Here is a 13557-nt window from a genome sequence, read left to right on the forward strand (position 1 = left end):
CGATGTGCTTTGACGATGAAGTGCCTTGACGATGAAGTGCCTTGACGTCGCTGTTTGCCTTTACTCGGCGCTTTGGGCTTCCCGAATCAGCATGAGCCGGCGCTTCTCGCTTCGCCGCATGACGTACCAGGCGAGCAGCGTAGCGATCGCCACGATCAAGATGATCAGCGTCGCCAGCGCGTTGATCTTCGGCGACACGCCAAGGCGCACCGAGGAAAACACCACCATCGGCAGCGTATTCGCCCCGGGCCCGGACACGAAACTTGCGATCACCAGATCATCCAGCGACAGCGTAAAGGCCAGAAGCCACCCGGCGACCAGCGCCGGTGAGATCACCGGCAGCGTAATGCAAAAAAAGGTCTTTAGCGGCGGTGAACCCAGATCCATCGCCGCCTCCTCGATCGAGCGGTCCATTTCGCGAAGCCGCGCGGCCACCACCACCGCCACGTAGGCGCTACAAAACGTGGTATGGGCGATCCAGATCGTCGCCATGCCGCGATCCGCTGGCCAGCCGGTCAGTTGGGCCATCTGAACGAACAGGAGCAACAGCGAAAGCCCCGTGATCACCTCCGGCATCACCAGCGGCGCGGTCACCATGCTCGAAAGCGCGGTCTTGCCGCGAAAGCGCCCGAACCGGGTCATCACGAAGGCCGCAACGGTGCCCAGACACACCGCCATGCTGGCGGCGAAAAAGGCGATCTTGAGGCTCGTCCATACCGCTTCGAGGATCTGGCGATCCTCGAACAGCGCCCCGTACCACTGGGTGGAGAACCCGGCCCACACCGTGACCAGTCTGGAGGAGTTGAACGAATAGACCACCAGCACGGCCATCGGCAAATAGAGAAACAGAAGCCCGATGACCAACATGACCGTCGTGAACGAAGGAACGCGCGGCTTGACACTCATTTTTCGAGCTCCCGGGACTGATAGCGGTGAAACCAGACGATGGGCACGAGCAGCAGTAGCAGCATCACCATCGCCAGCGCCGAGGCAACCGGCCAGTCGCGGTTAAGGAAAAACTCCTCCCACAAGACCTTGCCGATCATCAGCGTATCCGGCCCGCCGAGAAGCTCGGGGATCACGAACTCTCCCACCGCCGGAATGAACACCAGCATCGACCCCGCGATGATCCCGCCCATGGAGAGCGGCAGCGTCACCTTGATGAAGGTATTGAGCCTGCGCGAGCCCAGATCCGCCGCCGCCTCCAGCAGCGCGTTATCGAGGCGCGTGAGGTGTGCGTAAAGCGGTAGCACCATGAAGGGCAGGTAGGCGTAAACGATACCGACCACCACGGCAAAGCGGGTGTTCATCATTCGAAGCGGCGACTCGATCACGCCAAGGCCAAGCAACAGGTTATTGATCAGTCCGCTGTTGCTCAAAATGCCCATCCAGGCATAAACGCGGATGAGAAACGACGTCCAGGAGGGCAGCATCACCAACAGTACCAGCACCAGCTGCCAACGAAGCGGCGCCCGCGCCATGGCGTAGGCCATCGGGTAGCCCAACAGCAGACACGCAACGGTCGAGATGAACGCCGTCTTGATCGACCCCCAGTACGCCGCGGCGTAGAGCGAATCGGAGAGCAGGAACAGGTAATTGCCCAGGTTGAGAAACACGTGCAGCACCTGGTCGCTGTACTCGATCAGCGGGCCAAACGGCGGGATGGCCACCATCGACTCCGCCAGGCTGATTTTCAGCACCAGTACAAAGGGCAATAAAAAGAACAGCGTCAGCCATAAAAGCGGCAGCGCGATGACCGCGCGGCGGCCTAGCTGCAGGCGCTTCAAACGCGTCGCGATGTCAAACGACTTCATCAGGGGCGCTCCTAAAACCACGCATTAGCGGTTAAGCACGATGGCGCTGTGATCTTCCCAGTAGACGTACACGCTGTCTTCCCAGGTGGGCCGATCCCCGCGACGCTCGACGTTGGCCATGCTCGCTTTGATGATCTGATTTGATGCGGTACGCACGTAATAAAGCGAGTAGCCGCCCAGGTAGGCGATATCGTCGACCTTACCCGCCTCCCAGTTGTAAGCCCCGTCAGGCTTTTCACGCGACAGCCAGATTTTTTCCGGACGCAGCGCCGCCCACACGCGCCGGTCGACGGCCTGGGTGGTGATACCGTGGTCGATGTAAATCGGTCGCGACAACATTGGCGTCTCGATGGTGCAGTGATCGGCAGCATCCGCCACGATCTCGCCCTCGAATAGATTCACCGTGCCGACGAACTCCGCCACCATGCGACTCGCCGGGCTTTCGTAGATATCCACCGGCGAGCCCACCTGTTCGATCCAGCCGTCGGCCATGATGGCCACGCGGTCCGCCATGGTCATTGCCTCTTCCTGATCATGGGTGACCATGATGCAGGTCACGCCGACCTGTTCGATGATCTCGACCACCTCGAGCTGCATTTCGGTGCGAAGCTTTTTATCCAGTGCCCCCATCGGTTCGTCGAGCAGCAGAAGCCTTGGCCGCTTGGCCAGCGAGCGCGCCAGCGCCACCCGCTGACGCTGGCCGCCGGAGAGCTGGTGCGGTTTGCGCTTGGCAAAACGCTCCATGTGCACGAGCTTGAGCATTTGCGTGACCCGCTCGTCGATATCCGCCTTCGAGAGCTTGTCCTGCTTGAGCCCAAAGGCGATGTTCTGCGCCACGTTCATGTGGGGAAAGAGCGCGTAGGATTGAAACATCATGTTGATCGAGCGCTTGTGCGGTGGCGTTCGCGTGATGTCCTCACCGCCGAGCAGAATGCTGCCCTCGGACGGCGTCTCGAACCCCGCCAGCATGCGTAAAAGCGTCGACTTGCCAGAGCCGGAGCCGCCCAACAGCGCAAAGATCTCGCCGCGCTTGACCTCGAGATTGACGGTATCCACCGCCAGCGCATCATCGAAGCGCTTGCTCAGACGCTTGACCTGCAGCACGACGTCCTCGGCAAAGCGCGGGGTCTTACCGGCGGTACGCGTAGCGCTTGACTCCGGCGTGGTGTCCTTCGACGGGGTCGTCGTGTCCATGCCCACTCCTAAAAAGGGCCTGAGAGCAGGCCCTGACGATAAAGCGCGGGCAGCTCACCTGCCCGCCGTTTGAACGGCGCGCCTTAGCGGCCGGATTTGACCCGGTTCCAGATACGCGTGCGCTGACGCTGGAAATTTTGCGGCATGTCGCGGGCGACATACAGGTTCTGCATCACCTCGGTTTCCGGGTAGATCGCCGGGTCGTTCAGGATCTCCTCATCGACGTAGGCATCAGCGGCGGCATTGGGGTTGGCGTAGCTGACATAGTCGGTGATCTCGGCGGCAATTTCCGGGTCGAGAATGAAGTTGATGAAGGCGTGGGCGTTTTCCGGATTCGGCGCGTCAGCCGGCACGGCCATGACGTCGAACCAGAGTGCAGCGCCCTCTTTCGGAATGGTGTAGCCGATCTCGAAATCGCGTCCGGCTTCCTCGGCGCGCTCGGCGGCCTGGAAAATATCGCCGGAGTAGCCCGCCGCCACGCAAATATCGCCATTGGCGAGATCGGAAATGTAGCGCGACGAGTGGAAATAGGTGATGTCGTCCCGGACGCTTGCGATCACTTCGCCGGCGGCGTCGAGATCGTCGGTGCTGTCGCTGATCGGATTGAGGCCCAGATACGCCATCGCCGCGGGCAGCATCTCCTCGCCGGTATCGAGCATGGAAATACCGCAGCCGGCCTCACTGAGCGCGCCGGTGATTTCCGGGTCGAACAGCAGCGCCCAGCTGTCGAGCGGCGCATCGTCGCCCAGAATCTCGGTGACGCGCTCGACGTTATAGCCGATGCCGTTGGTGCCCCACATGTAGGGAATCATGTACTCGCTTTGCGAGTCGATGGCTTCCAGATTCTCCATCAGCTCCGGATTGAGGTTCTCCAGATTCGGCAGCGCACTCTTGTCCAGCGGCTGGTATACGCCGGCCTGGCGCTGGCGCGAGAAGAAGTGCGAGGAAGGAACGACCACATCGTAGCCGGAGCGGCCAGCCAGCAACGCAGCATCGAGGGTTTCGTTGCTGTCGTAAACATCGTACGTGACGTCGATGCCGGTGCGCTCGGTGAACTTCTCGAGGGTTTCCGGCGCAATGTAGTCGGACCAGTTATAGATGCGCACCTCAGCAGCGTGAGCGCTCGCCGCTGCAACGCAGGAAAAGGCCGCAACGGCCGCGGAAAGCTTGTGGATGTTCCCCATCAGGTGGCTCCTTGTAGAAATCATGAAAGACCAGGGCGGCTATCCGCGCGCCTTGCCCGGGCGGCGGAGGTATCGCCTGATGGCCGATAGCTGTGCCAACACTCAAATTAGCACCTGCTCGTCGCCTGGCAATTTTTTGCGCCGGGAATTCTGCGCGGCTGGCTCCCCCACCGCAAGGGCTGGCCAAAAAATTGTTGCATTACTAACGCCTCGACCCCACCTACGTCTGATGACGGCGTAGCCGGGCGGCTTTGAGAGGCGCTCGAAGTACCTTGAACGAGCACGCTATCGATAAAGGCGCTTGCGATAGCATGAGACTATGGATGATATGTCCATTCTCAATTTTAGCTATCAGCCGTTCGCCGTTAGTATGATACCCGTATTCAGAAGCCACTACCCAATCACTTGGAGACGATCTTAATGTCCTTGATCAACACCGAAGTTAAACCGTTTAAAGCGACTGCTTACCTCAATGGTGAGTTCATCGACGTTACAGAGGCCGATTTGAAAGGCCAGTGGTCCATTTTCTTCTTTTACCCGGCCGATTTCACGTTCGTTTGCCCGACCGAGCTTGGTGACCTGGCCGATAACTACGAAGAGTTCAAAAAGCTGGGTGTGGAAATCTACAGCGTGTCGACCGACACCCACTTCACCCATAAAGCGTGGCACGACAGCTCCGAGACCATCGGCAAACTTCAGTACCCGATGATCGCCGATCCGACGCTGAAAATTTCGCGCAACTTTGAAGTGCTGATCGAAGAAGACGGCTTGGCCGAGCGCGGCACCTTCGTCGTCGACCCGGACGGTAAGGTTCAGATCGTCGAGATCAACGCCGGCAACATCGGCCGTAACGCCGAGGAGCTGCTGCGTAAAGTGAAGGCCGCCCAGTACGTTCGCGAAAACCCGAACGAAGTGTGCCCGGCCAAGTGGAAAGAAGGCGAAGAGACGCTGGCCCCGTCGCTGGATCTCGTTGGCAAAATCTAACGCCAACCCGCCGATTCGCCTCAACGCGTTTACCGTTTCGTGATGAATCGGCCCTGCACCCGGGTCCTGCCCGGGTGCATCGTTTTAAGCCTTCGAAAATAGTGCCTCCAAGGCTTAAAACGCTCCTTGTATTCGAAACATCTATCCGAAACATCGCTCGATTTTTTAACCGCTTGTATTGCTCCCGTGAAGGCCTTTCAGGCCTGCCATCGGTCGAGCCCAATCAACGCCGATTGCGAGGACCCTACTGTCATGTTGGACGCCAATTTAAAAAGTCAGTTGAAAGCTTATCTGGAAAAGGTGACTCAACCGTTCGAGATCGTTGCGTCCCTCGATGACGGTGCCAAGTCAAAAGAGCTGCTCGGCCTATTGGAAGACATCAAGAGTCTGACCGACAAGATCACCCTGCATACGGACGGCCAGGACGCACGCACGCCGTCGTTTGCCATCAACCGCCCCGGCGAAGAGACCGGCGTGGTTTTCGCCGGTATCCCCATGGGCCACGAGTTCACCTCGCTGGTGCTGGCACTGCTGCAGGTGGGCGGCCATCCGCCCAAGACCGCACAGGAAACGCTTGATCAGATCAAGGCGCTCGACGGCGAGATGCGCTTCGAGACCTACTATTCGCTTTCATGCCAGAACTGCCCTGACGTCGTTCAGGCGCTGAACCTGATGGCGATCTTCAACCCGAACGTCCACCACGTGGCCATCGACGGCGCGCTGTTTCAGGACGAGGTTGAAGCGCGTGAAATCATGTCGGTGCCGAGCGTCTACCTCAACGGCAAGCCCTTCGATCAGGGCCGCATGACCATCGAGCAGATTCTTGCCAAGGTGGACACCGGTGCGGCCGAGCGCGACGCGAAGAAACTCAGCGAGAAAGCCGCCTTCGATTCGCTGGTCATCGGCGGCGGCCCCGCCGGCGCCTCGGCGGCGATCTACTCGGCGCGCAAGGGCATCAATACCGGCATCGCCGCCGAGCGCTTCGGCGGCCAGGTGGTCGACACCCTCGGTATCGAGAATTTCATCTCGGTCTCCTACACCGAAGGCCCCAAGCTGGTCGCGGCACTCGAGCAGCACGTCAACGACTACGACGTCGACGTGATGAATCTGCAGCGTGCCAGCCACTTCAAGGCCGCCGAGGTCGAGGGCGGGCTGCACGAAGTGACATTCGAGTCCGGCGCCACGCTCAAGAGCAAGACGCTGGTGCTGGCCACCGGCGCACGCTGGCGCGAAATGAACGTGCCCGGCGAGCGCGAGTACCGTAACAAGGGCGTAGCCTACTGCCCCCACTGCGACGGCCCGCTGTTCAAGGGCAAGCACGTCGCCGTGATCGGCGGCGGTAACTCCGGCGTCGAAGCGGCGATCGATCTGGCCGGTATCGTCGGTCACGTCACGCTGGTCGAGTTCATGGGCGAAATGCGCGCCGACGCGGTACTGCAGAAAAAGCTCAAGAGCCTGCCCAACGTCGACATCATCCTCAACGCCCAGTCCACCGAGGTGACCGGCGACGGCAGCCGCGTCAACGGTCTGACCTATAAGGACCGCAACACCGACGAGACCAAACACGTCGCGCTCGAGGGCATCTTCGTCCAGATCGGGCTTGTGCCGAACACCGAGTGGCTAAAAGGCTCACCAATCGAAATGTCGCCCCACGGCGAGATCATCGTCGACGCCCACGGCATGACTTCCGTGCCCGGCGTGTTCGCCGCCGGCGACGCCACCACTGTGCCCTACAAGCAGATCGTCATCGCCATGGGCGAAGGCGCGAAGGCCTCACTGGGTGCCTTTGACTATCTGATTCGGAACTGATCGATTCAGAATTGCGAAGCGCGAAGGGGTATTTCGCCCCTTCCCTTGTTCGACGTAAAAAAGCCCGCTCAAAGCGGGCTTTTTTACGCTTAAATCTCAAGACCGAGCGCTTCCCTGATCCCTGAGCTTGCTCAAACCTGACTCTGGTCGTGGGCACTCTGCTTCAAATAGTGCAGCAAATATGCTACGAACCCGGAAAGATAGTGCTCGACATCGTCGATGCGCACGCGAAAGCTGTGGTGGCGGATGAAGAAGCTGCCTTCGATGCGCTCCGGGCGCTGGAAGAACATCGCAAGCTCAGGCCAGAAGTGGCCGTTGAGCAGGTAGTGGGCGCGCGTCTCCAGCGCCCGGTAGAAGCGCTCGACGTCGATCAGCGCTAAAAGATGGCGATGCTCGGGTGTGGCCTGCAGGCGCGCAATCATCTTGTGCGCTGCCATCATCAGCTCCAAAAGCGTGGGGAAGGTGGTAATCCGCCCCTCCACAAAGCCCAAGTACCCGGCGACGTTTTGAAGCCCGAAGCGGTAGTAGCGCTCATCAGGCCGGTAAAGTGTTAACTCATTGACGCAGTAGCTCAGCCAGTGATCGTGCGCTTTCCAGTGCTCCTGAATGATGAAGTATTCAAAAGCGCGCTCGACGACCTCGAGCCAGCGGGCATCTCGGGTCAAGCCGTACAGGCGCATCAGCCCGAACGCCGCTTCGCCATCGTAGTAGATGATACGAAACGCCTCCTTGACGCTGAGGTCGGATGCGTTCAACACATGATTGAAGCCACCGCTTTCGAGCTGACACTGGCGGATACCGAGCGCCACCTCTTCCATTAGCGGCAGGTACTGCTCGTCACCACTCAGCTCGGTGTATTTCGAAAGCGCCAACAGCGTGACGCCACTGCCGCCAAGCTTTATCTCGCCGTTGTCCTCCAGCAGGTACGTCACCTGCTCGCCGCGATGCGTAAAGCGTTTCAAAAGCCGCGTGGTGAGGTGCGAAAGCGCGGCGTCGATCGCGCGCTTGAGCGACGCGCTTTGGGTCACCTCCCAGGCTTCGAGCATGCTGTAGATACTGCTGGCGTGGCGCAGGGTGTTGTAGCCGTTCACCTGCCGATCAAAACAGGGGTGCAGGCCATAGATAAAGCGCCCGCTCGGCTCGACCTGATCGGCGAGAAATTCGCTTGCGCGCTCGATCAGCGTACGTGTGATCTCGGGCGTGAGTGTTTCGATGACGCGCCGGCCAGTGTCGCGTCCTTCCTCGCCACCGGAGTAGCCGTGTAAACGCCGCACAGGCTGATCGGCGGTCACCAGAAGCGCATCGGTGGTAAAGGTGAACACGCGCTGGTGGGGGCCGAAATCGATCTCCGTTTGGGTGCCAAAGCGCTCGCGGGCGTAGCGCAGGAAGTTTTTCTGATTGAGCTCGGCGTGGGGCACCTTGACGCCCTGATAGAGCATGGCGTTGGCGTTAAGCTCCTGCTCGAGAAAGGCGCGCTGGCACCCGCCGTCCAGCGCGATGCCGCGGCGAAAGTAATTACGCTTGTGCTTTTTGAGCTCGGCGGCCAGGCTCTCCCAGGTGTACTCGGCAAGCTCGCGCGTCCAGTCAAGGCGCAGCCAGCGTACCGCCGCCTGTTCGCTCAATTTTCCGGCGAGCGTCTCACTCAGCGCTTGCCAATGCTCGCTATCCGCCACGCCGTAGGCGTTGACTACGATGGCGCGGTGGGTGGCATCGGTGACGGACACGAACAGATGAAGCGGCGCATCCAGCGGGCCTTCCAACGCCTCGTCGAGCGCCTGGCGCGCGCGCTCGAGGGCGTCGCTCAGCGCCACTGTCGCAACGTCGCTCTGCCTTGAAGCCGTTTTCAACACCGGCACTTGAAACGCTGGCGCCACCTGCTTTTTCTTCCTTGCACGCTGAGCACGCCTGGCCTGACCAAGACTTTTCGAGCCGGTAGATTTCGCCATGATTCACCCTTTTATCGTTGTACGCTGCGATGCCGAATTATCGCTGCCCGCACACTGGGCAGGCCGGGTCGCGGGGGACCTGAAAGTGGCGCCAAGTGCCGCGCAGCCCGTCGAAGGTGGAGAGCCCACGGTGTACCTGGCCCGCGCCGCTTAAAAGCTTGACTGCCTCCAGCGCCTGGAAGGCGCCGATGACGCCGACCAGCGGCGCGATGACGCCGCTGTCGGCGCAGCTCGGTGCTTCATCGCCGCCTTCACCCGGCGGGTAGAGGCAGGCGTAGCAAGGGCTTTTAACGTCGCGCGGGTCGAACACGGCGAGCTGGCCGGAGAAGCGGATCGCCGCGCCGGATACCAGCGCCACGCCCGTCGCCTGGCAGGCGGCGTTGATCGCGTAGCGGCTGGAGAAGCGGTCGGTGCAGTCGAGCACGACATCAAAGGTGGCGGCGAGCGTGGCAAGCTCGGCCTCGCTCAGGTGGCACTCGATGGCGGTAATCTCGCACTGCGGATTGAGCGCGGCCATGCTGTCGCTTGCCGAAACCGCTTTGTTACGACCGATGTCGGCGTTTTGGTGGGCGATCTGGCGCTGCAGGTTGGAGAGTTCGACGGTGTCAGCGTCGGCAATCGTAAGGTGACCCACGCCCGCAGCGGCCAGATAGAGCGCCACCGGCGAGCCAAGCCCGCCGGCGCCGACGATCAGCGCGCGGGCATCGAGCAGGCGCTGCTGGCCGTCGATATCGACCTCGTCGAGCATGATGTGGCGGCTGTAGCGCAAAAGCGTTTGGTCATCCATCATGGGCCCTTCTCCTCGAACTCGCTGACCTCCGGCACGTGCAGGCTGAAGCTCTCCTTGACCTCCTCCATCACCACGTAGCTTTTGGACTCCTTGACGCCAGGCAGCGTCAGTACGACGTCGCCCAGAAGCTGCCGGTAGGCGGACATTTCCGGAATCCGGCACTTCAAAATGTAGTCGAACTGCCCGGACACCAGATGACACTCCTGGATCTGGGGCAGCGTTTCCACCGCGCGGCGAAACTCGTCGAACACCGCCGGCGACTGGGTCTCCAGACTGATCTCGACGAACACCAACAGGTTCGCCTTGAGCGCCTGCGGGTCGAGCATCGCCTTGTAGCCGCGAATGACACCGGCGCGCTCCAGTCGCTTGACGCGCTCCAAACACGGCGTGGTCGAAAGCCCGACCTCGGCGGCGAGATCCACGTAGGAGATACGCGCGTTGTCCTGCAGCACGCGCAGAATCCGTAGATCGATGCGATCCAGCGCCTTGTTTTTGGTTTTCATGAGCGTTTCATCTTCATGAGTGTTCGCCTTGGGAATTCTTCACGCCCTCGATCGACGCCGGCATCCGCCCCAGCGTGACCCGCGCGTGCCCGCCCAGATCGACGAGGCTCTCGACGTCCAGGTAGCCCGCGCTTGAAAGCGCCTGACGCACTGCATCGGCCTGACGATAGCCGTGCTCCAGCAGCAGCCACCCGCCCTGCTCGAGATATTCACGGGCGCAGTACACCAAATGAAGCAGATCGGCAAGGCCTTCGCCCGCCGCCACCAGTGCCGAGCGCGGCTCGAAGCGCACGTCGCCCTGGCTCAGGTGCGGGTCGGCTTCGTCGATATAGGGCGGGTTGCTGACGATGATATCAAAGCGCGGCGCGACGTCTTCCTGCGCGAGAGCCTCGAACCAGTCACTCTGGATGAAGGTGGCGTTTTCGAGCGCCAGCCGCGCGGCATTTTGTTCGGCAAGGGCCACGGCATCAATACGCAGGTCGAGTCCGCTCACCTGCCAGCCCGGGCGCTCGCTGGCAAAGGCGAGCGCAATGGCGCCGGTGCCCGTGCCCAGATCCAGAAACCGGCCGCTGGCGGCGCCGGCGCGCGCAAGCGCCGCCTCGACCAGGGTTTCGGTGTCCGCCCGCGGGATCAGCGTATGGCGTGAGGTCAAAAGGGGCAGCCCCCAGAACTCGCGCTCGCCGGTCAGGTACGCCACCGGCTCGCCCTGAGCACGGGCAGCGATGAGCGCCTCGAAGCGCGCCCGCGCCCAGGGCTCGCAGTCGCGGTCGCCCCAGGTGTAAAGCCAGGTCAGCTCGCAGCCGGCGGCGTGCATCATCAAAAGCTCGGCGTCGCGCCGGGGCGAGGGCGAGCCCGCGTCCGCAAGGCGTTTGGCCGCCGCGTTCAACAGCGCATCGAAAGTCATCAGGCGTCCTGAAGGGCGGAAAGCTGCTCGGCCTGATACTCGTGAATCAGCGGCTCGACCACGTCATCGAGCTGCTCACCGCTGACCACATCCAGCAGTTTATAGAGCGTCAGGTTGATGCGGTGATCGGTGATACGCCCCTGAGGGAAGTTGTAGGTGCGGATACGCTCGCTGCGATCGCCGGAGCCGACCAGGGAGCGGCGTGCGTCTGCCTGTTCCTGGCGTTGGGAATCCACGGCGTTGCGCTTGAGCTTGGCGGCGAGCAGCGACATCGCCTTGGCGCGGTTTTTATGCTGGCTGCGCTCCTCCTGACACTCCACGACCACGCCGGTGGGCAGGTGGGTGATGCGAATCGCCGAATCCGTGGTGTTGACGTGCTGGCCGCCGGCGCCGCTGGAGCGGTAGGTATCCACGCGCAGATCCGACGGGTTGATGTCGATGTCGCCGACGTCATCCACCTCGGGCATCACCGCCACGGTGCAAGCGGAGGTGTGGATTCGCCCCTGGGATTCGGTGGCGGGCACGCGCTGCACGCGGTGCGCGCCGGACTCGAACTTGAGCCGGGCATAGACGCCGTCGCCCTTCACCCGGGAGATCACCTCTTTATAGCCGCCCTGCTCCCCGTGGCTGGCGCTGACGATCTCCACCCGCCAACCGCGCTTTTCTGCGTAGCGTGAATACATGCGAAACAGATCGCCGGCAAAAATCGCCGCCTCGTCGCCGCCGGTGCCGGCGCGCACTTCCAGATACACGCCACGGTTATCGTCCGGGTCCCTGGGCACCAGCAGGCGCTTGAGTTCGACCTCGAGAGCCTCGCGCTGCTCGCGGCCCTCCATCAGCTCCATCTCCGCCAACTCACGCATTTCCGGGTCGCTGTCGCCGCTCAAGGCCTCGGCGGTGGCGATGTTCTCTTCGACCTCGCGGTAGCGCTGCCAGGCCGCGACCAGCTCCTCGAGCTCTGCGTACTCGCGGGAGTAGTCGCGAAAGCGCTGCTGGTCGTTGATGACTTCGGGCTCGGAGAGCAGCATCGCAAGCTCTTCGAAGCGGTCGGCAAAACTGTCCAAACGTTGGCGCAACGTCTCTTTCATGCGGGCGTATCATCCTTCTGGCGTTTAGCCGAGGGCGCGGGCTTCTCAAACGCGGGTTTTGGGGAAAGCAAAACGCGCGGCGCCGCGCTCAGCACTGCGTGATCTTCTTCGGAGGCCGCTTTGCGAAGGGCCAACGTCGGCTGGTGCATGAAGCGGTTGGCGAGCTGATGGGCAAGGCGCTCGACCACTTTTGCCGGGTCTTCGCCGCGGGCCAGGCGTTCGAGCGCCTGGTCGCGGCTTTCGTCGCGAAGCGCTTCGCCGTGGCGGCGGTAGTCGCGGATCAGCTCGCCGCCGCCGCGCACTCGGCGCTCCTGCTCCCAGCTTCCCACGCCGTGTTCGATCAGCGATTCGGCCTGGTCGGCGGCCACCTGGCGGTGGCGGCGATTCTCTTCGATCACCTCCTCGAGGTCATCGACGGTATATAAAAAGACGTCGGCAAGCTCACCCACCTCCGGCTCGATATCCCGGGGCACGGCAATATCGACCATGAACACCGGCCGGTGGCGGCGCTTTTTTAGCGCTCGTTCGACCATGCCCTTGCCCAGAATCGGCAGCGGCGAAGCGGTCGAGGAGATGACGATGTCGGCGTGTTCGAGCGCCGCCGGAATCTCCGGCAGCGTGATCGCCTCGCCGCCCAAACTCGAGGCCACGTTCATGGCGCGCTCGCGGGTGCGGTTGGCCACGGTGAGTTTGCGCACGCCAGCCTCGCTCAGATGGCGTGCCACAAGCTCAATGGTTTCGCCGGCGCCGATCAGAAGCGCACTTGCCCGGCCGAAGTCGTCGAAAATGCGGCTCGCCATGCTGACGGCGGCGTAGGCGACCGACACGGGGTTCTTGCCGATGCCGGTTTCAGTGCGCACCTGTTTGGCCACGGCGAACGTGTGCTGGAAAAGACGCTCGAGCTCGCCGCCAAGGCCCTGGGCCTCGCGCGCCTGCTGATACGCATCCTTTAGCTGGCCGAGAATCTGGGGCTCGCCGAGCACCATCGAATCGAGCCCTACGGCCACGCGCATCAGATGGCGGGCGGCGGCGGCGTCGAGATAATGATAGGCGCAGCGAGTCAGATCCTCGACGTTCAGGCCGTGAAAGCGGCCAAGCCAGTCGAGCACCGCGCGCTCGCCGGCAGCGTCGGTAACGCAGTAGAGTTCGGTGCGATTGCAGGTCGAGAGCACCGCCGCCTCGTGAATGTTCGGCAGACAGCGAAGCTCGCCCAACGCGCTTTCGAGCTGCGTAGGGGTAAAGGCTACCTGCTCACGCACGGCAACGCTTGCGGTGCGGTGATTGATTCCCAGGGCAAGAAGCGTCATGCGTTATGCGTCTTCGCTAGTGGATCGGTCGTGG

Annotated in this window: 12 protein-coding genes; 2 read left to right on the forward strand and 10 right to left on the reverse strand. The window is 62.0% G+C overall.

What is annotated here, in order from left to right; genetic code table 11:
• Positions 1-60 precede the first annotated feature (60 nt).
• The 4 genes from RN347_RS11270 to RN347_RS11285 form a co-directional block, all read right to left on the reverse strand.
• Positions 61-906, reverse strand: coding sequence for an ABC transporter permease subunit (locus tag RN347_RS11270; RefSeq protein ID WP_263586705.1), 846 nt, complete (start codon positions 904-906; stop codon positions 61-63).
• Positions 903-1814, reverse strand: a complete 912-nt coding sequence (locus RN347_RS11275; RefSeq protein ID WP_263586704.1) for an ABC transporter permease subunit — start codon at positions 1812-1814, stop codon at positions 903-905. Before RN347_RS11275 ends, RN347_RS11270 begins: the two co-directional genes overlap by 4 nt.
• A 24-nt stretch (positions 1815-1838) precedes the next feature.
• Positions 1839-3008, reverse strand: a complete 1170-nt coding sequence (locus RN347_RS11280) for a polyamine ABC transporter ATP-binding protein (RefSeq protein WP_311958282.1) — start codon at positions 3006-3008, stop codon at positions 1839-1841.
• 83 nt (positions 3009-3091) lie between these two features.
• Entirely contained in the window at positions 3092-4192 is a 1101-nt protein-coding gene (locus RN347_RS11285; protein WP_311958283.1) for a polyamine ABC transporter substrate-binding protein, read from the reverse strand.
• A gap of 420 nt (positions 4193-4612) precedes the next feature.
• Here RN347_RS11285 and ahpC point away from each other — a divergent pair, with 420 nt between their 5' ends.
• Together ahpC and ahpF are read left to right on the forward strand one after the other, a co-directional pair.
• Positions 4613-5176, forward strand: coding sequence for an alkyl hydroperoxide reductase subunit C (gene ahpC, locus RN347_RS11290; RefSeq protein WP_263586701.1), 564 nt, complete (start codon positions 4613-4615; stop codon positions 5174-5176).
• 252 nt (positions 5177-5428) lie between these two features.
• Positions 5429-6985 (forward strand): alkyl hydroperoxide reductase subunit F, encoded by a 1557-nt coding sequence (ahpF, locus tag RN347_RS11295; protein WP_263586700.1) that lies wholly within the window; start codon positions 5429-5431, stop codon positions 6983-6985.
• Between the two features lie 131 nt (positions 6986-7116).
• Here the strand turns inward: ahpF and RN347_RS11300 are convergent, their stop codons facing one another.
• From RN347_RS11300 to hemA, 6 genes are read right to left on the reverse strand one after another with little or no spacing between them, the layout of a single operon-like run.
• On the reverse strand, positions 7117-8931 hold the full coding sequence (locus tag RN347_RS11300) for a hypothetical protein (protein WP_311958284.1): 1815 nt from the start codon (positions 8929-8931) through the stop codon (positions 7117-7119).
• A gap of 37 nt (positions 8932-8968) precedes the next feature.
• On the reverse strand, positions 8969-9721 hold the full coding sequence (locus RN347_RS11305; protein ID WP_311958285.1) for a molybdopterin-synthase adenylyltransferase MoeB: 753 nt from the start codon (positions 9719-9721) through the stop codon (positions 8969-8971).
• Positions 9718-10224 (reverse strand): Lrp/AsnC ligand binding domain-containing protein, encoded by a 507-nt coding sequence (locus RN347_RS11310; RefSeq protein ID WP_263586697.1) that lies wholly within the window; start codon positions 10222-10224, stop codon positions 9718-9720. The genes RN347_RS11305 and RN347_RS11310 overlap by 4 nt, the downstream gene beginning before the upstream one ends.
• A gap of 13 nt (positions 10225-10237) precedes the next feature.
• Entirely contained in the window at positions 10238-11128 is an 891-nt protein-coding gene (prmC, locus tag RN347_RS11315) for a peptide chain release factor N(5)-glutamine methyltransferase (protein ID WP_311958286.1), read from the reverse strand.
• Positions 11128-12216: a peptide chain release factor 1 gene (prfA, locus tag RN347_RS11320; protein ID WP_311958287.1), complete on the reverse strand. Its 1089-nt coding sequence runs from the start codon at positions 12214-12216 to the stop codon at positions 11128-11130. Before prfA ends, prmC begins: the two co-directional genes overlap by 1 nt.
• A complete protein-coding gene (hemA, locus tag RN347_RS11325) occupies positions 12213-13523 on the reverse strand; it encodes a glutamyl-tRNA reductase (RefSeq protein ID WP_311958288.1) in 1311 nt (436 codons plus the stop codon). The genes prfA and hemA overlap by 4 nt, the downstream gene beginning before the upstream one ends.
• Between the last annotated feature and the right edge of the window lie 34 nt (positions 13524-13557).

It is taken from the genome of Halomonas sp. PAMB 3264, assembly GCF_031954245.1.
In the GTDB taxonomy this organism is placed as follows: Bacteria; Pseudomonadota; Gammaproteobacteria; order Pseudomonadales; family Halomonadaceae; genus Vreelandella.